This is a genomic window from Nocardiopsis sp. LDBS0036 (genome assembly GCF_041228755.1).
In the GTDB taxonomy this organism is placed as follows: Bacteria; Actinomycetota; Actinomycetes; order Streptosporangiales; family Streptosporangiaceae; genus Nocardiopsis; species Nocardiopsis dassonvillei.
This window is the reverse complement of the sequence record NZ_CP141103.1, coordinates 6,061,000-6,082,387: the sequence shown is the minus strand read 5'-3', so window position 1 is coordinate 6,082,387 and position 21,388 is coordinate 6,061,000. Positions and strand designations below refer to the sequence as shown.

15 protein-coding genes and 1 riboswitch are annotated in these 21,388 nt (G+C 72.4%); of the genes, 4 read left to right on the top strand and 11 right to left on the bottom strand.

The features are described 5' to 3' along the window. Positions 1-14: 14 nt before the first annotated feature. From UIS43_RS25840 to UIS43_RS25830, 3 genes are all read right to left on the bottom strand, one after another. Positions 15-431 carry a DUF742 domain-containing protein gene (locus UIS43_RS25840; RefSeq protein WP_223839293.1) on the bottom strand — a complete coding sequence of 139 codons (417 nt, stop codon included), beginning with the start codon at positions 429-431 and terminating at the stop codon, positions 15-17. A gap of 98 nt (positions 432-529) precedes the next feature. Further along, on the bottom strand, positions 530-931 hold the full coding sequence (locus tag UIS43_RS25835; RefSeq protein ID WP_013151865.1) for a roadblock/LC7 domain-containing protein: 402 nt from the start codon (positions 929-931) through the stop codon (positions 530-532). Between the two features lie 232 nt (positions 932-1,163). Further along, positions 1,164-4,406 carry a nitrate- and nitrite sensing domain-containing protein gene (locus UIS43_RS25830; RefSeq protein WP_358454892.1) on the bottom strand — a complete coding sequence of 1,081 codons (3,243 nt, stop codon included), beginning with the start codon at positions 4,404-4,406 and terminating at the stop codon, positions 1,164-1,166. A gap of 804 nt (positions 4,407-5,210) precedes the next feature. Between UIS43_RS25830 and UIS43_RS25825 the strand changes: the two genes are divergently transcribed. Beyond that, on the top strand, positions 5,211-6,293 hold the full coding sequence (locus UIS43_RS25825) for a M15 family metallopeptidase (RefSeq protein ID WP_071623150.1): 1,083 nt from the start codon (positions 5,211-5,213) through the stop codon (positions 6,291-6,293). A 171-nt stretch (positions 6,294-6,464) separates the two neighbouring features. On the opposite strand, the gene UIS43_RS25820 is transcribed toward UIS43_RS25825, so the two are convergent. The 7 genes from UIS43_RS25820 to UIS43_RS25790 form a co-directional block, all read right to left on the bottom strand. Further along, positions 6,465-7,130 carry a hypothetical protein gene (locus UIS43_RS25820; protein ID WP_370011960.1) on the bottom strand — a complete coding sequence of 222 codons (666 nt, stop codon included), beginning with the start codon at positions 7,128-7,130 and terminating at the stop codon, positions 6,465-6,467. A gap of 43 nt (positions 7,131-7,173) precedes the next feature. Further along, the gene (locus tag UIS43_RS25815) at positions 7,174-7,392 is read right to left on the bottom strand and encodes a hypothetical protein (RefSeq protein WP_013151861.1); all 219 of its coding nucleotides are present in this window, start codon (positions 7,390-7,392) and stop codon (positions 7,174-7,176) included. A gap of 142 nt (positions 7,393-7,534) precedes the next feature. Beyond that, entirely contained in the window at positions 7,535-8,569 is a 1,035-nt protein-coding gene (locus tag UIS43_RS25810; RefSeq protein WP_013151860.1) for a LacI family DNA-binding transcriptional regulator, read from the bottom strand. Positions 8,570-8,814: 245 nt separating this feature from the next. After that, positions 8,815-10,215 carry a GH1 family beta-glucosidase gene (locus UIS43_RS25805; RefSeq protein ID WP_013151859.1) on the bottom strand — a complete coding sequence of 467 codons (1,401 nt, stop codon included), beginning with the start codon at positions 10,213-10,215 and terminating at the stop codon, positions 8,815-8,817. A gap of 242 nt (positions 10,216-10,457) precedes the next feature. Further along, a complete protein-coding gene (locus UIS43_RS25800) occupies positions 10,458-11,318 on the bottom strand; it encodes a MetQ/NlpA family ABC transporter substrate-binding protein (RefSeq protein WP_013151858.1) in 861 nt (286 codons plus the stop codon). 72 nt (positions 11,319-11,390) lie between these two features. Beyond that, complete coding sequence (locus UIS43_RS25795; RefSeq protein WP_013151857.1) at positions 11,391-12,131, bottom strand: methionine ABC transporter permease; 741 nt, start codon at positions 12,129-12,131, stop codon at positions 11,391-11,393. Further along, on the bottom strand, positions 12,128-13,084 hold the full coding sequence (locus UIS43_RS25790; protein WP_041552331.1) for a methionine ABC transporter ATP-binding protein: 957 nt from the start codon (positions 13,082-13,084) through the stop codon (positions 12,128-12,130). Before UIS43_RS25790 ends, UIS43_RS25795 begins: the two co-directional genes overlap by 4 nt. A gap of 655 nt (positions 13,085-13,739) precedes the next feature. Here UIS43_RS25790 and UIS43_RS25785 point away from each other — a divergent pair. Then, positions 13,740-14,789: a coiled-coil domain-containing protein gene (locus UIS43_RS25785; RefSeq protein ID WP_370011959.1), complete on the top strand. Its 1,050-nt coding sequence runs from the start codon at positions 13,740-13,742 to the stop codon at positions 14,787-14,789. A 452-nt stretch (positions 14,790-15,241) separates the two neighbouring features. Continuing rightward, the gene (locus UIS43_RS25780) at positions 15,242-16,303 is read left to right on the top strand and encodes a hypothetical protein (RefSeq protein WP_013151854.1); all 1,062 of its coding nucleotides are present in this window, start codon (positions 15,242-15,244) and stop codon (positions 16,301-16,303) included. Between the two features lie 323 nt (positions 16,304-16,626). On the opposite strand, the gene metE is transcribed toward UIS43_RS25780, so the two are convergent. After that, complete coding sequence (metE, locus tag UIS43_RS25775) at positions 16,627-18,927, bottom strand: 5-methyltetrahydropteroyltriglutamate--homocysteine S-methyltransferase (protein ID WP_071621600.1); 2,301 nt, start codon at positions 18,925-18,927, stop codon at positions 16,627-16,629. Between the two features lie 164 nt (positions 18,928-19,091). After that, positions 19,092-19,255, bottom strand: a riboswitch (cobalamin riboswitch). A gap of 278 nt (positions 19,256-19,533) precedes the next feature. Here metE and UIS43_RS25770 point away from each other — a divergent pair. After that, complete coding sequence (locus UIS43_RS25770) at positions 19,534-21,123, top strand: polysaccharide deacetylase family protein (RefSeq protein ID WP_071621599.1); 1,590 nt, start codon at positions 19,534-19,536, stop codon at positions 21,121-21,123. Positions 21,124-21,388 lie beyond the last annotated feature (265 nt).

Here is a 21,388-nt window from a genome sequence, read left to right as displayed (position 1 = left end):
CTTCCTCGGCTGGGCTAGAGCTTGCGAAGTCCACTGAGCACCCTTTCAAGCAGGTTGGTGTTGGGACGGGCGTCGTTGTTGAGCGAGGACCTGATCTGGACCAGTCCCTGCTCGGACATGTCCGCCACAAGCACCCGCGCCACACCGAGCGGCATCCGCAACAGCGCGGAGATCTCCGCCACGGAACGCCATTCCCGGCACAGGTCGCTGATCGCCTGCCATTCGGGCGTCAGCGTCCCAGACTCGTTGCGGGCCGCCGCGGTGGCCGAGATCAGGGCTTCCAGGGGAAGCTGCGACTTCGGCTTGGTGCGGCCCTTGGTCACCGCGTAGGGACGGACCAGAGAACTGGGCGCGCTCCCCGCAGCGGATCGTTGGTCGTATGGTTGTTGGATTGGTCGGGGAACATCTCCGCCGCCCGGAACCGCCGGCATTCCCCCCGTGGGGGGACCGCTCGGCTGTTGTCCGAACCACGAGGCGCTCCCGGCATCTCTACTGTGAGGTGCCACCACTTCCTCCTGTCGGTGGTGGTTCAGTGGATTCCCGAGGTGCGCGCCGTTGGTGTCAGCGCCCGCCCCGCCCGCTCGACGAGCAGGGTCATCTCGTACGCGACCAGACCCAGGTCGCTCTCAGCCGACGCCAGGACCGCCAGGCAGGAGCCGTCGCTGATGGCCATGATGAGCATCAGCCCCCGCTCCATCTCCACGACGGTCTGGGCGACCGCTCCACCCTCGAACACCCGGGCAGCACCCTGCGTCAGGCTCGACAGACCGGAGGCGATGGCCGCCAGCTGGTCGGCCCGGTCCGCTGGGAAGCCCGCCGACGAGGCCAACGGAAGGCCGTCAGAGGAGACGACGATCGCGTGGGCGACATCGGGGACACGGTCGGCAAAGTCAGTGATCAACCAGTTGAGTTCATTCACCTGTCGACTCATCTGATCTCCTGTCCAGTTTCGCCGGCTGGTCTCTGGGCACTGCTACCGCCGGCACGGCATGTGACAGCACTGCCTCTACGAACTGCCCGGCCCCTCCCGTGGGGGTGGCCGGGAGTCTGGTGTTCTGCTCTCGTCGAGCTGTGGGTAAGACGCGTCCGAGAAGCTCGGTAGATGCTATTGCATCCAGCCCCCGGGATTAAGGGGGACCCCGTCCCGCCAGGTTCCACTGAGGTCACCCCTCCGTCGAGCCTTCCCCGAGTCGGTCCCGTCCCTCGCGGACGCCCTTCTGGAAGCCGGAGAAGCGGTTGCGGACGCGGTCCGCGCTGCGCGTGGGCATCTGCTTGAAGTTCTCCGGCTTGGGCGCCGTCCCCGGAACAAGGTTTGCCTTGGGAACGCGTTTTGGCAAGCCCGAGGGGGTCAGTCCGTCCGCCTTGGGCTCCGCCGCGGTCCGCGCGGCCTTCCAGCCGCGGTCGGCCTCGGAGGTCCACTCCTGGGTGGAGCGGGGGGCCTGGTCGGTGCTGGCCGGGGAGCGCTGCTCCTGGGCCGCCGGGACCTGCTGGATCGGGCCGGTCTCGGTCGTGTCCACCGTGGGGCCGCCGGTGCGGCGCTTGAACCAGTTGGACTCGATCGCGTCGAAGATCGGCAGCGAGTCGCTCTCCTCACCCGACGGGGTGGGAGGCACGACGGTGTTGTTCGGCCCCTGGGCGCCACCGTAGCGGCGGGAGAGGTAGGCGGTCGAGCCGTACCCCTCGCGGGAGTCGATGCCGCCGGAGCGCCAGTTCCCGCCGTCCTGGGACGAGGGGATCGCCGGGAAGGTCTCGGTGTTGTCGTCGCGCCCGCGGGCCGCGGGGCGCTCGTGGGCGCCCATGTCGCGGCCGCCGAACGCGTGGCCCGAGCCGTTGCCGGAGAAGGCCCCGTTGCCCGCGGACGCGCCGTTGTCGGCGGGGGCTCCGGTGTGGCCGCCCGACTGCGCGCCGGCGCCGCCGAACGCGTCGTAGGACTCGTTCGCCGTGGAACGGAACGCGCCGGTGTCGGGTCGGCGGAACTCGCCCGTGTCGCCGGTGGGACGGCGGAAGGACCCCGTGTCGGAGGGCCTGCTGAAGGACCCGGTGTCCGTCGAGCGGCCCACGGAGCCGCCGCCGAAGGAGTCGCCGCGGGGGCTCGGGTCGAAGAAGTTGCGTCCGCCGGTCTCGGGCTGCGGGCGCTGGGGCTCGTCGTCCTCGGAGGCGTCGTAGGGGTCGACCACGGGCCGGCCGTTGGCTCCGCCGGAGGGGGAGCCGGTGGTCCCGGCTCCCCTGGTGGTGTCCCACACCGAACCGGTGCCGGTGTTGCCCCACAGGTCCTGGCCGCTGGGCGGGTGCTCCTCGGTGTGGGAGCCGGTGGTCTGGCGCCTGGGCAGGCCGCCCAGGTCGCCCGGGACGCTGCCGCTCTCCTGGGTCTGCCAGGGGTCGTTCGGCTCGACGGGCGCCGGGGTGGAGGCGAAGGCCGCCTCGGCGTCGGCGTAGGTGTTGGGCGCACCCGAGGTGAGCTCGGGACGGCTGTCCGCGCCGCCCAGGGCGTGCTGGCCCTCGACCGGGGTGATCAGCAGGTCCGGCGGGAAGATGACGTGCGCGGTGGTCCCGCCGCCGTGCGCCTCCTCAAGGCGCAGCCTGACGCCGTGGCGGTGGGCCAGGCGCGAGACCACGAACAGGCCCATGCGGCGCGAGACCGCGACGTCGATGACCGGCGGGGCGGCCAGGCGGGCGTTGATCGCCGCCATGTCCTCGGGCGCCATGCCGATGCCGCTGTCGGTGACGTCGACCTGGACGCCGCCGTTGTCGAGGGTCTTGGCGCTGACCAGGACCTCGGTGTCGTGCGGGGAGAACGAGGTGGCGTTCTCCACCAGCTCGGCGACCAGGTGGATGACGTCGTTGACGGGGCGGCCGAGCACCGAGATGTGGGAGGGGGCGCGGACGTTGACGCGCTCGTACTGCTCGACCTCGGAGACGGCGCCGCGCAGGACGTCGACCAGCGGGACGGGCTGGGCCCACTTGCGGGTGTTGTCCTGGCCGGACAGGACCAGCAGGTTCTCGTTGTTGCGGCGCATGCGCGTGGCGAGGTGGTCCAGCTGGAACAGGTCGGAGAGGCGGTCCGCGTCCTGCTCGGACTGCTCCAGGCCGTCGATGAGGCGCAGCTGCCGTTCCACCAGGGTCTGGCTGCGGCGGGACAGGTTGACGAACATCGCGTTGACGTTGCTGCGCAGCGCGGCCTCGTCGGAGGCCAGGGTGAGCGCGACGCGGTGGACGTCGTCGAAGGCGCGGGCCACCTCGCCGATCTCGTCGTGCGTGTCGACCTCGATCGGGGTGACCTTGACGTTCTCGGGGACCGTCCCGGCCTCCTGCATCCGGTTGATCGCGTCGGGCAGGTCGCGCTCGGCGACCCGGCGCGCGCCGTCCTCCAGGGCGCGCAGGGGGCGCACCAGGGAGCGGACCACGAGGGAGGTGAGGACGAAGACCGCCAGGAGCACGCCCGCGACGACGAAGAGGTCGATCAGGGCGCGGCCCATGGCCTCGTCGCGCAGGGTGTTGGCGTCGGCCGCGATGCCCTCGGCGATGCCCTCCTCGACCGTCTGGAGGCGTCCCAGGGCCACGTCGGCGATCTCGCGGTAGTCCTCGGGGCCGTCGTTGGCGGTCACACCGGTGAGGTCGTCGCCGCGGTCGGCGCGGTACATCACGCGCATGCGCATCGTGGAGACCTGGCTGACCTCCAGACCGGTGAAGTTGTCGTCGAAGATCTGCCGCTGCTCCTCGGAGGCGGCCTGGACGAAGTTGGAGATCTCGCTCTCGTAGCGGGCGCGAGCGGAGTCGATGGCCTCGGCGATACCGCCGGTCATCGTGTTGCGGGCCAGGGAGTGGCCCATCAGCGCGGTCTCGTAGGAGAGCTGGTCCCGGGCGGTGGAGAGCGCGGTCAGCGTGCGCACGCTCTCGCGCAGGTCGGTGTCGCCGGTCTCGTCCGCCATCGTCTGGTTGAACTCGGCCAGCGAGCGGGTGATCGTGCGGTACTTGGTGACCACCGGCAGGACGGTGATACGGGTCTCGTCGACCTCGGTGCGCAGGGCGTCCAGCGTGGAGAGCTGGCTGCGCATGCTGGACAGGCGGCTCGACGCGGTCTCGGTGTCCACCTCTCCCATGTCGTCCAGGCGGGCGGTGAGGGTCTGCTGGAGGTCGCGGGAGGCGTCGCGCTCCTCCTCCATCCGCTGGCGCAGCTCGTCCGAGCGCCGCGCGGGGTCGGCGTTGTCGGAGATGTAGACAGCGCTGGCGCTGCGCTCGTGGCCCAGCTGGTTGGCCAGCTCCACGATGAGGACGCCGACCTCGGCGCGGTCCTGGATGTGCGCGTGGGTGACGGTGGAGACCGCCGCCTCGTAGACCCGCAGGCCGCCGAGTGCCAGGGCTACCGCGGTGGGGATGACGATGAGGGCCACCAGTCGGGAGCGCACCCGCCAGTTACGTGGCCGCCACCAGTCGGCTCTGCGCTTGGGCGTGGCATCGGCATGTTCGGCCTGCGCTGCCTCGCTCTGCGCGCCGGCCCCGTTTTTCGTCGCTCGTGTCGACACGGACCCTCGCAACCTTTCGTGTCACCGCTTCGGGCGGCTGGTTGGACCCCAGGGTTGACCGCTCCAACCGAAGGCTCTTCGGGGAAATCGGTACAGACCAGGTGGTCCGCCGAGCCGGAAGCGGCGGGAATGTGGGGAGATGTGAAGACTGTCCGCTGGACTCGCCTGGGATGAGAGGAGCCGCGCACCCGAAGATCTCCGTAGGTGCGCGTGCGGTGGATAGCGTACCAATGGGCGCGAAGGACTCGCTTCGGCCGTTTGACGGCGATCGGTGGGATCTTCTTCCCTCGACCGGTACATAATGCCCGCCATTGTCGGCATTATGGCCGATGCACCAGGTCAGGGATAGCGTCCGAAACCACCCCGGGACTGAGGTAACTTTTTGGACACACCGCCAGCTTCCCCACCAACACCCCACCGACATGACATCGTGACAAGACGGTAGACGCAGGTCCCGGGGAGGAAGCGGAAATGCGTACCTCGTCATGTCCTGGATCACACACTCTCGGTGACAAAACGAAAACGGAGGGTCCCGCTCGCGGGAAAACCCGCGGACCCTCCGTACGCGCCTTTTCGGTCAGTACCGCGCTCCCGGCCGGCCTCGCGGTGCTGCTCTGCCTCTCCACCGCCGCGCCCGGCGCCGCCTCCGACGGCGACGCGTCGGGGAGCGCGCTGGGGAGCGTTCGGGTGGAACTGGCCGCGCTGCGCGCGGGCATGGAGACCCTGCGCCAGGAGGCGTCGGAGAAGATCGAGCACTACGAGGCCGAGCGCGAACGCCTCACCGAGCTGACCGAGCGCAGCCGCGAGGCGCAGGAGCGCGCGGGGGAGGCCGACGAGCGCGGCGAGACGGCCCGCCTGGCCGCCGCCCGGCAGGCCGCCACCGCCTACAAGGGCGGCGAGCTGGGCATGGTCAACGCCTGGGCCGGACCCGAGGGGCCCACCGGGATGCTCGAACGGGGCGCCTACCTCACCCTGCTCGGTTCGCACCGGGAGGCCGACGTGGGCCGCGCCGAGGCCGCTCGGGTGGCCACCGACACCCTCGCCGGGATCGCCGAGACCGCGCGGACGGAGCAGGCCGAGGCGGTCGAGGACGCCAGGAGCGCCCGGGAGGACGCGGTGGAGGCCGTGGCCGACCAGGAGGCGGCACTGGAGGAGTTGCTGGAGGAGCAGACCCGGCTGGAGGCCCGGCTCGCGGAGGTGCGCGACGCCGAGGCCGCCGAGAGGCGCCGTGAGGAGGCCCTGCGCGACGCGCGGGCGGCGAACTCCTCCGGGGGGTCGGCGGAGTCCGCCGTCACCGCCGTTTCGGCGGAGGAGCAGGAGGGCGGGGAGGAGGCTCCGTCCGCGGAGGGCGCCGACCGGGGTTGCACCGGGGGCGTCGCGACCGCTCACGCCAACGGGCGGATCCCGGAGTCGGTGCTGTGCCCCCTGCCCCAGCCCGGCGAGCGGCTGCGCGCCGACGCGGCCGAGGCCTTCATCGAACTCGACGGGGACTACCGCGAGGCGTTCGGACGGCCGATGTGCGTGGCCGACTCCTACCGGCCCTACCACGAGCAGGTGCGCCTGTTCCAGGAGATGGTGCCCGGTATGGCCGCCCGGCCCGGCACCAGCCAGCACGGCCTGGGTCTGGCCGTGGACCTGTGCGGCGGCGTGAACCGACTCGGCACCGCCGAGCACCAGTGGATGCTGGCCCACGCGCCCGACCACGGTTGGCACAACCCGCCCTGGGCCCGGGGCGGCTTCGAACCCTGGCACTGGGAGTTCACGCCGTAGCGCCTGACCACCAGGGTGCGCCGGGGCCCGCCCCTTCCGCCGGGATCCCGTACCCGTGGCGGGCTCCGGACGCCGACCGCGGCCACCGGTACGGGATCACCGCGGGTCGGGACTGCCGTGACACGCCAACAGCGTTTCTGGCCGGCCCACCGGGGAGCGCCGCGGTCGCGGTCAGACCTGGGAGCCGACCCGGACCTCGAAGGTGCCCAGGACGTCGGCGTCCACGAACAGCTCGTCGTCGGTCTCCAGCGGCGGTGTCGCCACCGGCAGCAGCGCGCGCACCCGCCCGGGGCCCGACACCAGCCACTCGTGCGCGGGGTCGGCCAGGCCCCGGCCCAGCTCCCCCTCCTCCACCGAGGCGCTCACGTTCAGCGGCTCCCCGGGCACCTCGTCGGCGGTGGTCAGCACCGGTCCCAGGGCCAGCTGCACCGGCTGCCCCTCGCCGTCCAACCACAGGCAGGCGGGCGTGTAGGCGCTCACCGACGCCCCTCCCCCGGCGACGGCGGCCACGCCCACGCGGGCCGAACTCGCCCGGGGCGGCACGGCGTCGTCCGAGCCCCGCACCAGTTCCGGGGGGATCCGCCAGACGTCGTCGCCCGCCCGGACCGGCACCGGCTCGGCGGGGACCAGCGGGGCGCACATGCGCGCCTCCGGCTCGACGATGATCTCGATCGGCGCGGCGACGGCGCGTTCGTGGGCCCCGGCCAGGGCGTCGCCACCCGCCTCCAGCAGGTCGGCGAGGCGGACGGGGTCGGGGCTGCCCAGCACGTCGCCGTCGTCCAGGGCTCCGACGCGCTCGCTGCCGCCGCTCGGCGACAGGTAGGTCACCCAGCGCATGTGCTTCTCCTTGTCCACCGCGGAAGGGGCGTCGCGCCCCCGCTCAGAGGACGGCGGTGGGACTGTGCTCCTTGCCCGTGCCCGCGCACCCGCGGCAGGGCTCGTCGACGCGCAGCCAGACGATCACCCCGCTGCCGTCGCGGTGCGGCCGCTCGGGTCGCCACCAGCCCGTGCCGGAGCAGAACCGGCACTCGACGCCGTCCCGCTCGCACCATCCGCACGAGGAAATCGCACACCTGCTGTGTGTCGGTTCCCGCTCCATGCGCTCCCACCGTCTCCCGCGAAATCGCGACCAGCCTTGCACAGTCACCGCGCCGCGTCCACCCGGGAGGGCGTGAACGGGCGGGTCAGAGCGCTGCGGGAGGGTGCGCGCGGGCCCCGGCGGCTCCGGGAGGCCCGGCGGCTCAGCCGGACTCGCGCACGACCAGGTGGGTGCCGAGCATGACGGTCTCGGCCTCCGTCGTGCGGGGGATCGCCACGTCCACCAGCAGCCGCGCCATCTCCTGCCCCATCTGCACCGTGGGCTGGTGGATGGTGGTCAGCGGCGGGTCGCTGTGCTGGGCCATGACGGTGTCGTCGTAACCCACCAGGGCCACGTCCTCAGGAACTCTCAGGCCGCGTGCGCGCAGCACCCGCAGCCCGCCGAGCGCCATCATGTCGGAGGCCGCGAACACCGCGTCGGGCTCCAGCCCGGTGCCCAGGAGCCGCTCCATCGCCTCGGCTCCCCCCTCCACGCTGAAGTCGCCCTGCACGACGAGCCTGTCGTCCACCTCCAGTCCGGCGGCGGCCATGACCTCGCGGTAGCCGCGCAGGCGCTCCACACCGGCGTTCATGTCCAGGGGGCCGGTGATGGCGGCCACCCGTCGGCATCCGCGCTCCAGGAGGTGGCGGATGGCCATCCGGGCCCCGCCGATGTTGTCGATGTCGACGCAGTAGGGCGCGGGCTGTTCGGGCGAGTGCGGGCGACCGCCGTGGACGACCGGCACCCCGGCCTCGTCCAGACGGGCCGAGAGCGGATTGTCGCTGTGCAGGGAGATCAGCAGCGCGCCGTCCACGTGGAAGCCGCTGAGGTAGTCGCCCACGCGCTTGTGCTCGGCCTCGGTCCGGGCCGTGGTGAGCATGAGCTGCAGGTCGCGCTCGTGCAGGACCGAGCTCACTCCGCGGATGATGTCGGCGAAGAAGGGGTCGGAGAACAGCCGGTCCCGGGGCTCGGAGACGACCAGCGCGATCGTGTCGGTGCGCCTGGTGACCAGGGTGCGCGCGGCCTGGTTCGGGCTGTAGCCGAGTTCGGCGATCGCGGCGTGCACGGCCTCCCGGGTGCGGGGGCTCACCTGCGCGGACCCGTTGATCACCCGCGAGACGGTCCCTCGTCCGACCCCGGCGCGCTGCGCCACCATCTCCAGGGTCGGACGCTTCCGACCAGCACCGGTCTTGGCCACTTCGAGGCTCCCTCTGGGATCGTGTCCCGCCGTCCCGGGGGCTGCTTCCCCGGGGCGGCGGCGTGTGCGACGGGCATCCACGGTCATACCCGCCCGGAACGACTGTGTGGGGTGCCCCTTGGGACACCCCACGGTCCTTCCGCGGTTCGCCGGACCGCCGCCGCGTGCACGGCGGCGGTCCGGCGCAATCCAGGACGTGCTCGGCGGGGCGCCCGCCACGCGGCGGGCGGCGTCCGCCGGACGCGTTACTGGCGCTCGGGGAACTGCCCCGTCTTGGCCAGTTCGGCGTACCAGTGACCGCTGTCCTTGATGATCCTGCGCTGCGTCTCGTAGTCGACGTGCACGATGCCGAACCGGCGGGAGTACCCCCACGCCCACTCGAAATTATCCAGGAGCGACCAGGCGAAGTAACCCCGCAGGGGCACTCCGGCCAGGACGGCCTCCTTGGCCGCCCTCAGGTGGCCCTCGTAGTAGTCGATCCGGTCGGTGTCGTTGACCTCGCCGGCCTCGGTGACGGTGTCCTCGAAGGCGCACCCGTTCTCGGTGACGTAGAGGTCGATGCCGCCGCTCTCCCCCGCCAGGCGGGAGAGCACGTCGTACAGGCCGGTGGGGTCGATCTCCCAGCCCATGTGCGTGACGGGCAGCCCCTGCGAGACGTGCACCTCCTCGGGCTCGGCGCCGAGCCACGCGCCGCCCTCGCCGCTGACCAGCGCGGGGTCCAGGCCCTTGGCCGAGGCGGCGACGAACTCGGGCGAGTAGTAGTTGACGCCCAGGAAGTCCAGGGGGGCGGAGGTGATCTCCAGGTCGCCGTCCTGGATGAAGGAGAAGTCGCTGACGCCGGCGAGGTCCTCCCTGACGTCCGCGGGGTAGCGGCCCTTGAGCAGGGGGTCGGTGAAGATGCGGTTGCGCACGCCGTCGGCGCGGCGGGCGGCGCGGGCGTCCGCGGCGCTGGGGCCGTGGGGCCGGATGACCGCCTGGTTGTGGGCGAGGCCCACCCGGGCGGGGTGGCCGGTGGAGCGGATCGCCTCGGCGGCCAGGCCGTGGCCCAGCAGCAGGTGGTGGGCGGCGGCCAGGGCCGCGGCCGGGTCCTTGTGGCCCGGCGCGTGGTGACCGTTCTCGTAGCCGAGGAAGGCCGAGCACCAGGGCTCGTTGATGGTCATCCAGTTGCTGACGCGGTCGCCGAGGGCCTCGGCCACGACCTGGGCGTAGTCGCGGAAGCGGTAGGCGGTGTCGCGGTGGGGCCAGCCCCCCGCGTCCTCCAGCGGCTGGGGCAGGTCCCAGTGGTAGAGGGTCGCCCAGGGCTGGATCCCGGCCGCCAGGAGGGTGTCCACCAAGCGGTCGTAGAAGTCGATCCCGGCCTGGTTCACGGCGCCGGTGCCCTCGGGGATGATCCGCGGCCAGGCGACGGAGAAGCGGTACGCGCCCAGGTTGAGCTGGGTCATGAGCGCGACGTCGTCGGCGTAGCGGTTGTAGTGGTCGTCGGCGGGGTCGCCGGTGTCTCCGCCCAGGACCTTGCCGGGCGTCTCGGCGAAGGTGTCCCAGATGCTGCGGCCGCGGCCGTCGGCGGTCGTGGCGCCTTCGATCTGGAACGAGGCGGTGGCCGCCCCCCAGAGGAAGCCCTCAGGGAAATCGTTGCGGTTGTTCACTGCTGGTGTACGCACCTTCCATGACGAGGGGACATCGTTTTGGGAGCGCTCCCATAAAAGAAACAGAGAAGTACCTTGATGTCAATCAACAGCCTTGTCACCGCAATCCAAACGTTACGGGCAGGCGGTGACGGGGACGGTTCCGGAACGCCCCGCCCGGGCGTCCCGGAAGCGGACCCGCGGCGCGGCCGCCGCGCGGCGAAACCCCGCGGTGCGGCCCGCGGAGCCCCCCGGGGCCGCCCTCAGTCGCCCTCCCCGCCGACGGGGACCACGACGCCCTCCCAGCGCTCCTCCATGAACGCGCGCACCTCGTCGCTGTGCAGGAGTTCGTCGAGCCGGGCGATCTCCTCGTCGCCGATGTCGTGCGTGGCCACCACCAGCCCGTTGGCGTAGGGGTTGTCCTCGGTCTCCTCCCAGGCCAGCACGTTGGCGGTGGAGACCAGGTCGGCCTCCAGGGCGTAGTTGCCGTTGACCACCGCCGCGTCCAGGTCCTGGAGCGAGCGCGGCAGCTGGGCGGCCTCCACCGGGGTGACCGTGACGTCGAGCGGGTTGTCCTCGATGTCGTCGACCGAGGGCGCCTCCTCGCCCGTGTCGGCCAGGGTGATGACGCCCTCGGTGTCGAGCAGGTCCAGGGCCCGGCCCATGTTGGAGGTGTCGTTGGGCACGCCGATCTGCGCGCCCTCGGGCAGGTCGGCCAGGTCGGTCAGCTCCTGCGAGTAGACGCCGAAGGCCTCCAGGTGCACGTCCGTCACGTAGCTCAGGTCCGCGTCCGGGTTGCCCTGGAGGTACTCCTCCAGGAACGGCCGCGTCTGGTAGTAGTTGGCGTGCAGTTCGCCCTCGGCCAGCGCCGCGTTGGGCTGGTTGTAGTCGGTGTACACGGACACGTCCAGGGCCAGCCCCGCGTCGGCCGCCAGGTTCTCGTCCACGAACTCCAGGATCTCGGCGTGCGGCATCGGCGTGGCGCCGATCCTCAGGACGGTCACGTCCTCCCCGCCGGTCTCCTCCCGGGCCCGTTCGCTGGGGCTGCCGCAGGCCGCCAGCAGGGCCGCCGCCGTCGCCGCGGCGGCGCCCCGCACCGCGCGCCTCCTCGCGTCCTCGGTCATCGCCGTCTCCCTCCGTGTCGCCGGGACAACTGGTGGGGGGAGGGGGTCGTCCTCTGTGTGTACCCCGTCGCGTCAGCGCCGCGCCAGGCGGCGCACCAGCAGGTCGCCCAGGCTCTGCGCGATCTGCACGATGACGATGAGCAGGATGACGGTGGCCCACAGGTAGTGGTCGTTGAAGCGCTGGTAGCCCTCGCGGATGGCCAGGTCGCCCAGGCCTCCGCCGCCGATGGCTCCGGCCATCGCCGAGTAGGAGATGAGGGTGACCACGGTCATCACCAGGCCCGCGATGAGGCCGGGCATGGCCTCGGGCAGCATCACCTTGCCCACGATGGTGACGCGGCGGGTGCCCATGGCGTGCGCGGCCTCCACGACCCCGCGGTCCACCTCGCGCAGGGAGGTCTCCACCAGGCGGGCGAAGAAGGGGATCGCGCCGATGCTCAGGGGTACGATCGCGGCCGTGGGGCCCAGGGTGGTGCCCACCAGCAGGCGGGTCAGGGAGAGCACGGCCACCATCAGGACGATGAACGGCAGGGAGCGGCCGATGTTGACGACGGCGCTGAGCACGGCGCGCACGGCGGGGGCGGGGATGAGCCCTCCCCGGTCGGTGGCCACCAGCAGCACGCCCAGCGGCAGGCCGAACAGGACGCTGACGACGGTGGCCCACCACACCATGTAGACGGTGTCCAGGGTGCCCAGCCACAGGTCGGGCCACATCGCGGGCCAGGCCTGGACGAACGCGACGACGGCGTCCCAGGGTCCGGCCGCCCCGGTGGCGGCGGCCAGGTGCAGGACGTCGGCGGGGTTGGTGCTCACTTGCGGGCCTCCTCGACCAGCAGGCCGTGCTCGGACAGGTAGGCGAGCGCCTGGTCGCGGCGGTCGCCGCGCAGGTCCACGCTCAGGCGGCCCACGGACTGCCCGGCGACCTCCTCCACGCCGCCGCCCAGGATGTTGACGTCCACGTCGAAGCGGCGGGTCAGCTCGGACATGAGCGGCTCGTCGAAGGAACGCGGGTAGGTGACGTAGACCGTGTCGGGTCCGCCGTGCGCGGGCAGCGGGAAGAGCGAGCGCGCCAGCAGCGAGCCGGGGGTGCCGATGAGGTCGAGCACCCGGCCCGACTCCAGGAACGCGCCGCTGTCCATGATCGCCGCGGAGTCGCAGATCCGCTTGATCACGTCCATCTCGTGGGTGATCAGCAGGATGGTCAGGCCCAGTTCGTCGCGCAGGCGGCGCAGCAGGGCGAGGATGGCGTCGGTGGTGGCCGGGTCGAGCGCGGAGGTGGCCTCGTCGCTGAGCAGCACCTTGGGGTCGGAGGCCAGCGCGCGGGCGATGCCCACCCGCTGCTTCTGGCCGCCGGAGAGCTGGGAGGGGTAGGCGCGCGCCTTGTCCCCCAGGCCCACGAGTTCGAGGAGTTCGCCCACGCGCCTCCTGCGGCGGGCGCGGTCGACGCCGGAGACCTCCATGGGGAAGGCCACGTTGCCCGCGACGGTGCGCGAGGACAGCAGGGCGAAGTGCTGGTGCACCATGCCGATGCGGCGGCGGGCGACCCGCAGCCGCGCGCCGCGCAGCGCGGTGAGCTCCTCGCCGTCGACCCGGACCGTTCCGGCGTCGGGGCGCTCCAGGAGGTTGACCGAGCGCAGCAGGGTGCTCTTGCCCGCGCCGCTCTGGCCGACCACACCGAAGATCTCGCCGGGCTCGACGTGCAGGTCGACCCCGTCCAGAGCGGTCACCCGGTGCTTCTTCAACCTGTAGGCCTTGTGGAGGCCCACTGCGTCAATCACGGTGTTCCCATCGACGTCTGGCGGTGGTGTGGCGCCCGGCGGGGATCCGGCGCGGGTCCGTCGCCCGCGTCCGAGCGTACGGAGCGCCCCGCGGGCGCGGGCGGCGGCGCGCCGGTGGTCGGGCGGGCGCCGGTGGCGGCGCGCCCGCGCGGGGCGGCCGGTCGGGGGACGCGCCGCTCCCGGCGGCGGTCTCCCCCTACTCCCCGGTGTCCGGGGGCTGAGGGCGGGTCCACGGGACCGGGCGGACACGACAGCGTCCGCCGGGCAGCGGAAGACACCGCTCGGCGGTGTCCGACCGCGTGGGAGCGGTGGTCGCTGGGTCGTGCACGGGAGCCTTCACGTTTCCTACTCAACCACGGGGAAAAGGGTCGGTTCACCCGATTTCGCTGTTCGCGCCGGGTTACCTCCACCACATCGGGGCTCCCGTGGCACGGTGGATTCGTCCCGTCCCTCCCGAATAACCGCGCGAGTGCCTACACTCATGACGGTCCCTTTACTCCCGCCCCCGGCTCACGGGTGTGCGCGGGAGGCCAGGGCCGAAGGCCGCTCCCGCGGCTGTCGGCCCCCTGGGGAAACAACGAGAAACAGCGCCCGCTCCGCTCCCGTGCCAGGGGGCCGCGCGGGCCCGAGGAGCGACCACACCGTGCAGCCCGACGACCTGAGCCGAGTGGACGAATTCGCCGACTTCTGGGCTCCCGACCCTCCCGAACTCAGCTGGCCGGACCGCGCCCGGGCCCTGGCGGGGTTCCTCGCCGCCGCGGCGCGCCCGGGCCGCGCGCGTGTGGCCGCGCTGGCGGTGGCCGTGCTGGGGAACTTCCTGTTCGCGCCCCAGGGCACGGCGGTGGCGGCGCCGGTGCCCGCCGAGCCGGAGGACATGGGCGCCCTCCAGGATCGCGCGGAGGCCCTGAGCGAGGAGTTCAACGGCGAACTGCGCGACATGGAGGGCGTCATCCAGGAGGCCGAGCGCGCCGAGGAACGGGCCCAGAGCACCCGCGAGGACGTGGAGGAGGCGCGCGAGCAGGTGCGCGCCCTGGCGGTGGCCACCTACACCAGCAGCGGGATCGGCCTGTCCATGTCGCTGTTCGTCGAGGCCGACCCCGACGAGGTCATCGACCGCGCGGTGGTGATCAACTACCTGTCCACCAGCAACCAGGACAAGATCGACCAGCTCAGTGAGGCCCTGGAGCGCGACGAGACCGCGCAGCAGAACGCCGAGGAGCAGCTGGCCGCGGCCGAGGAGGACCTGGACGAGCTGGAGGGGCGCCGCGAGGAGGTCCAGGAGATGATCGCGGACCACCCCGTGCAGCCGATGGGCGGCCAGTACAACATCACCCCGCGCACCGAGCAGATGCGCGAGCTGATCATCGAGAAGTTCGGCGAGGGCACAGACGTGGGCGGCGTGGGCTGCTACCGGGAGGTCGGCGGCTGGGTGGTCGGCGAGCACCCCAAGGGCCGCGCCTGCGACTTCATGGTGGACCCCAACGGGAACACGCCCTCACAGGAGCAGATCGACCGCGGCTACGCGATCGCCGAGTGGGCCCAGGAGAACGCCGACCGCCTCGGCATCATGTACATCATCTACCGGCAGCAGATCTGGGACATCCGCCGTGGTGACGAGGGCTGGCGCGACATGGCCGACCGCGGCAGCATCACCGAGAACCACTTCGACCACGTGCACATCTCGATGTTCTGATCCGGCGGCGCCCGCGACGGACGCCCCATTACCCCGCGCGGGGCGCGACCGCGCGGGGAACGGCGTCACGATTGCGTCACGTGCGGGATGAGTTCCTGCACAACCGACACAAAACAGTGACGATTCACCCTGCTACCCCCGGTCTGACCTGCCCAGGGGACACCACTCACAGCTAGGATGCACACGTCCCGGCCCGGACCGAAGGACGCCTTCGGCTCCGCCCGGCCACCGCCCCCGGTGGCCGGTCCCCCGGTCCACCGCAACCTCCGCACGGAGGCGGGGAACGCCCGCCCACTCCCCCGCCCTCGCCCGCGGGACGGCAGTGGCGACAGGTGCGCCTCCCCCACACGGCCACCGTGCCCCTTCCGGGGCGGCACGGGAAGTCGTGAGAACCCAACGGCGCACACACGCGTCCCAGACAACACGGTCATCACACACGGGCGAGGGGAGCCATGAGCGAAAACGGACCATACAACCAGCCGCCGCAGAACCCATACGGCGGTGGGGACAACAGTGGGGGCCAGCCGCCCTACGGCCCGCACCACGGCGCCCCCTACGGTGACCCCAACACCGGAGGACAGCCGCCCCACGGCGGTCCCTACGGCGACCCCGGCACCGGCGGCCAACCGCCCTACGGCGGCGGCCCCGCGGGTTTCCCCGGCCCCCAGGACCAGCAGATGTACGCGGGCGGCCAGCCGCCCTACGGCGGCGGCCCCGGCGGTCCCGGATATCCCCCTGCGCCGCAGCAGCCCCAGGGCGGCGGCAGCAAGGCGGGCCTGTGGGTCGTGATCGGCGGCGGCGCCGTGATCGTCGTCCTGGTCATCGCCGTTCTGGTCGTGCTCGTCACCAACAACGGCGGACAGCAGACCGTCTCCCCCGAGCCCGAGCCCGCCCCGAGCACGGAGGCGACCACCGGCGGCGGTGAGACGGCCGCGCCCGCCCCCGAGGCGGCCCCCGCGGGCGAGCCCCCCTACGCCGTCCCCGCCGAGCCCTGCGAGGCCTTCACCGACCAGGTGCTCTCCGACTTCCTGATCCAGGACGAGGGCGACAAGTACGTCCAGGACAACAACTCCTACTGCGAGAGCCTGGAAGGCGCCGCCCCGGAGGGCAACCCGGCCGAGAGCTACGCGATGTTCGAGATCAGCTACCAGGTCCCCTACTCCGCAGCCGACTCCGTCGAGGCCGCCACCACCGACTTCCAGTCCGCGGTCCAGGAGCTCCGGGGCGAGGGTGACTACAACACCTTCTACGACGCCGCGAACGTGGAGGAGGACAAGGAGGTGGACCTCGGCGACGAGGCCCACTACGTCCTCACCAAGTACGACTTCCTGGGTGAGGACATCCCCGAGGCCACGCTGGTGATCCGCACCGCCAACCTCAACATCCGGGTCCAGTACCAGATGCACCCGCCCTTCACCGAGGACGCCTCCGCCGAGGACCTGGTCATGCCCGACAACGTCGAGGAGATCATGCTCAACGCCGGCGCCGAGGCGCTGGCCCTGGTCGGCGCCTGAGGGGGCTGACCGGACACGGCACGAGGGGGCCGCGGCGTTCGCCGCGGCCCCCTCCCGTGTTTCAGCCTCCTGGGGACTCCTTGTGGATCGGCCTCAGCTTGCGGGGGCCGGTTCGGGCGCCCACGGGGTTCTGGAGGGGCTGGAGGTGAGACTGCAAGCAGGACTGCGCCGTAGGCGTCCGTTGAGGGTGGTGGCGGGCGACGGTGTGGGCACGAGCCGTCTCACCGGAGGCGCCACTGTGCCTGCTTCAACCCGATTCCCGTTCTCCGGGCGCCCGGACACGGACCGAGGCGAAGCGGAGGTCCACAAAAACACCGCCGGGCTCACGCCAGGTCGGCGCGCACCCGGCGGGCCGCCTCGACCATGTTGCGCAGGGCCTGTTCGGCCTCGGCGTAACCGCGCGTCTTGAGGCCGCAGTCGGGGTTCACCCACAGGTTCCGGGCGTCGATGTGCGCGACCGCCAGCCGCAGCGCCCCCTCGATCTCCTCCACCGAGGGCACCCGCGGGGAGTGGATGTCGTACACGCCCGGGCCGATCCCGCGCCCGTAGCCGCGCTCGCCCAGGTCCCGCACCAGCTCCATGCGCGAGCGGGCGGCCTCCACGCTGGTGACGTCGGCGTCCAGCGCCTCGATGCCGCCGACGATCAGCCCGAACTCCGAGTAGCACATGTGCGTGTGGATGGTCGTGGACGGCGACACCCCCGACGTGGCCAGGCGGAAGGAGCCCACCGCCCAGTCCAGGTACCGCGCCCGGTGCTCCGAGCGCAGCGGCAGCAGTTCGCGCAGGGCCGCCTCGTCCACCTGGATATGGCGGATCCCGGCGCGTTCCAGGTCGGCGACCTCGTCGCGCAAACTCAAGGCCACCTGGCGTGCGGTCTCGCCCAGCGGCTGGTCGGTGCGCACGAACGACCAGGCGAGCATGGTGACCGGACCGGTCAGCATGCCCTTGACCGGCTTGTCGGTGCGCGACTGGGCGTAGGTGGTCCACTCGACCGTCATCGGCTGGGGGCGCGAGACGTCGCCGAACAGGATCGGCGGGCGCACGCACCGCGAACCGTAGGACTGCACCCAGCCGTTCTCGGTGGTGGCGTAGCCCTCCAGCTGCTCGGCGAAGTACTGGACCATGTCGTTGCGCTCGGGCTCGCCGTGCACGAGCACATCCAGTCCGATCTCCTCCTGGAGCGCGACGACCCGGTCGATCTCCTCGCGCAGGACGGCCTTGTAGGCGTCCTCCGCCAGTTCCCCCCTGCGGTGCGCGGCGCGGGCGCGGCGCAGCTCGGCGGTCTGCGGGAAGGACCCGATGGTGGTCGTGGTGAGCGGGGTGTCGGTGGGCCTGCCGCGTTCCCGCGGGCGCTCGTAGGCGTCCGGGCCCAGGGCGTCGAGGCGGGCGCGCACGCGCGCGTCGGTGAAGGCGGGGGGACGGACGCCGCCCCGTCCGGTGTGCTCGGACTCGGCGCCCTCGGACAGCACGCGGCCGAGCAGGGCCGTCTCCTCGGCCTTCTGCCTGGCGAAGGCCAGGGCCCCGCGCAGCTCGGGGGCCAGGGAGGGCTCGGCGTCCAGGTCCAGGGGCACGTGCAGCAGGGAGCAGGAGGTGCTCACGGTCAGCTCGTCGGTGAGGGCGAGCAGGGTACCGAGCGCGGCGACGGCGGCCGGGATGTCGGTGCGCCAGACGTTGCGCCCCTCCACCACGCCCGCGACCAGGCGGGTGGCACCCAGGCCGGAGACCCGCACCAGGTCGTCCACGCCCTCGTCGTCGGTGACCAGGTCCAGGCCGACCGCCTCGACCGCGGAGTCCTTGAGGACGCGCAGGGCGGCGGAGCCGATGGAGCCGAAGTAGGTGGACACCAGCAGGGAGGGGCGGTCGGTGACCGCGCCCAGGTACTGGTAGGCGCGCTCCAGGTGGCCGACGGCGGCGCGGCCCTCGTCGGTGGCCAGGATCGGCTCGTCCAGCTGGACCTCGGTGGCGCCCGCGGCCCGCAGGTCGCCGAGCAGCTGGGCGTAGGCCTCCAGGAGCTGGTCGAGCAGCTGGACGGGTTCCCAGCCCTCGGGGGCGCCGTCGGCGGGCTTGGCCAGCAGCAGGAAGGTGAGCGGACCGACCAGGACCGGGCGGGTGTGGAAACCCGCCTCGGCCGCCTCTCGGAACTCGGCGACGGGCTTGTCGCCCACCAGGCGGGGACGGCTGCCGGGCGAGAGCTCGGGGACCAGGTAGTGGTAGTTCGTGTCGAACCACTTGGTCATCTCCAGCGGCGGGGCGCCCTGTTCGCCGCGGGCGAGCGCGAAGTAGCGGCGCAGTTCCTCCTCGCGGTCCGCCGCCGCGGCGGGAGGGGCGAAGCGGGAGGGGACCAGGTCGAACAGGACCGCGGTGTCCAGCACGTGGTCGTAGTAGGAGAACGTGTTGGAGGGGATGTCGTCGACACCGGCCTCGCGCAGCTGGGCGTAGACGCCCAGGCGCAGCCCGGCGGCGACCTCGTCCAGTTCGCGGGCGGTGGTGCGGCCCCTCCAGTGGGACTCGCAGGCGCGCTTGAGCTCGCGGGCGGGGCCGATGCGCGGGTAGCCGTGCACGGTCGAGCGCACGGAGGGGCGTGGTCCGCCCGGGGCCGCGGACGGCGCGGGGGTCGTGGTCATGAGCTTCTCTCCCTCGTCGAAAGCCGGGTACCGGCCGCGAGGGGAGAAGAGGGGAGGACACGCCGACGGACGCGCCGCGGGCGCGCACCGGACCTGCCACCGCCTCCGGCCCTCCCTCGGGGCGCGGGACCACCGGCGCCGCGGGTGCGTCGCCGGGTGGAGGCAGGTCTTCGGACTCGGGGGCGCGGGCGGTGCCGACACCGCTCCTCCTACTGGCCGCCGCTTCCCGGTGTGCGGTCTCCGCGACCGGCACTACCAGTGCTCATGGCGACGTTCGTTCCCCCATACCGCTGCGGGGCAGTCCCGGACTCGCACCGGGTTCCCTCTTGCGACATGGTTCCGCCCCGCCCGTTCCGGGCCGGACCCGGGACGCGGGGGTGGATCATGTACCTTCCACGGCTGCAAGTATAGGGAGGGCCCCCTTCGCCCCTGTACCCGGCGTGCGGCCCCATGCGCCCGGCCCGGACGGTGAGAACCCCCGTCCTTCGACCGGCGTCACACACGAAGTCAAGCGTTGCGCGGGTGAGCTCCCCTCTGCTCCCCGCGGACGTTCGTCTGAGCGATGAACGTGGAGATTCCCTCGTGAGTAAGCAGTCCCGCCTCGCCATGGCACCGGACCACCCCCTGATCACGGTCGTGGTAGCCCTGGCGGTCCTGGCGGGCATGGTGTTGTTGGCCACCCGCTCCTCCGGGGAGCCCGAGCCCGGGCCGCGGACGCATGGAGCGCCGGTCTCCGAGAGCGAGCCGTCGCCCCCGGCCTCCGGTGAGCCCGACGGGCTCACCGAGGTGGACGCGGCCGCGGTGGCGGGCCTGGAGGAGGCCGAACTGCCCTACGACGGGGAGATCTCCGTCGCGGTGACCTATCCGGTGATCCCCAACGCCGAGCCGCTGGCCGACTTCCTGGAGCGTGAGCTGACCGACGAGGTGCACGCCTTCGAGGCCGCCAGCCCCGGCGCGGTCTCCTTCGAGGCGGGGTGGAACCTGACCGCGGCGCGCGACGGCCTGCTGGGGGTCCGCGTGACCCGGGTGGAGACCGACTCCGAGGGGTCCCGGGAGGGGTACACCACCTACTGGTACGACACCGAGACCGCGGCGCACCACCCCTCCGCCGCACTGGTCGGCGGCCAGGAGCAGCTGGAGGAGCTCAACGGCCTGGTGCGCGGCGCCGTCGGAAGCGGGGAGGGCGGGGAGGGCCCGGCCGACCCCGGCGTCGTCCACCCGATCAGCTCCCTGTACGACTCGGTGGGCTTCAACCCCGACGGCGACCTGGTCGTGGAGTTCGACGCCGGGCAGGTCGCCCCGGCGGAGGAGGGCCGCACGCGCGCGGTGGTCGCCGCCGGTGAGGCCGAGGGCCTGCTGTCCGAACTGGGCCTGCGCGTGCGCGACGCCGCGACCGTGGGCGTGGAGGACTTCTCCATCGCCGCCCCGCCCCAGGCCGACAAGGACGGCCAGGAGGAGGGCGCCGTGCCCGGGCAGGTGCCCGCGGTGGACCCCGAGGTCGACTGCTCCGACCCCGAAACCAAGTGCGTGGCGCTGACCTACGACGACGGGCCCGGCGGGCGCACCCCCGAACTGCTGGACGCCCTCGCCGAGTACGACGCGCGGGCCACGTTCTTCGTCACCGGCAACCCCGTCATGGAGCACCCGCACACGGTGCGGCGCGCCTACGCGGAGGGGCACGAGATCGCCAACCACACCCTGAACCACCCCGACCTGGCCGGTCTGGGCGCGGGAGGGGTGCGCGCGGACCTGGACGTCGTGCAGGCGCTGGTGTACCGCGAGACCGGCTACACCATGAACCTCATGCGCCCGCCCTACGGCTCGACCGACGAGGGCGTGGCCTCGGTGACCGCGGACATGGGCCTGGCCCAGATCCTGTGGAGCGTGGACACCCTCGACTGGAAGGACCGCAAGGCCTCGGTGATCCACGACCGGGTGCTGGAGGGCGCTTCGGACGGGGCGATCATCCTCATGCACGACATCCACGGCACCACCGTCGACGCCTCCCGCACGGCCATCCGGGAACTGGACGAGCAGGGGTACACCATGGTCACGGTGTCCCAGCTGCTGGGGACCACGACCCCCGGCCAGAGCTACATGGACGGGGTCCCCGACGCCCCGGAGGAGGACGCCGACCCCTCCGAGGAGGCCGGTGAGCCCGCTGAGGGGGCCGAGGAGGCTTCCGAGGAGGCCTGAAGGGCGCGGCGTCACGGCGCGGCGGGCGGTTCCGGGTGAGGATGGCCCCGGGAGGGCTTCGGGGCCGCGGCCGGTGGGACGCACGGGGTGCGGAGCACCGGGTGGGGACGGAAAGGACGACCCGCACGGGTGTTCCCGGTCTCCGGCGCGCTGCCCGTCCCGGAGCGGTGACCACATGTGGTCACCGCTCCGGGACGGGTGACGGCGTCCCCTATGTTGCTCCCAGCAGCAGCCGTGTTGGCCACCCGCTGAGGGATGAGGGAGT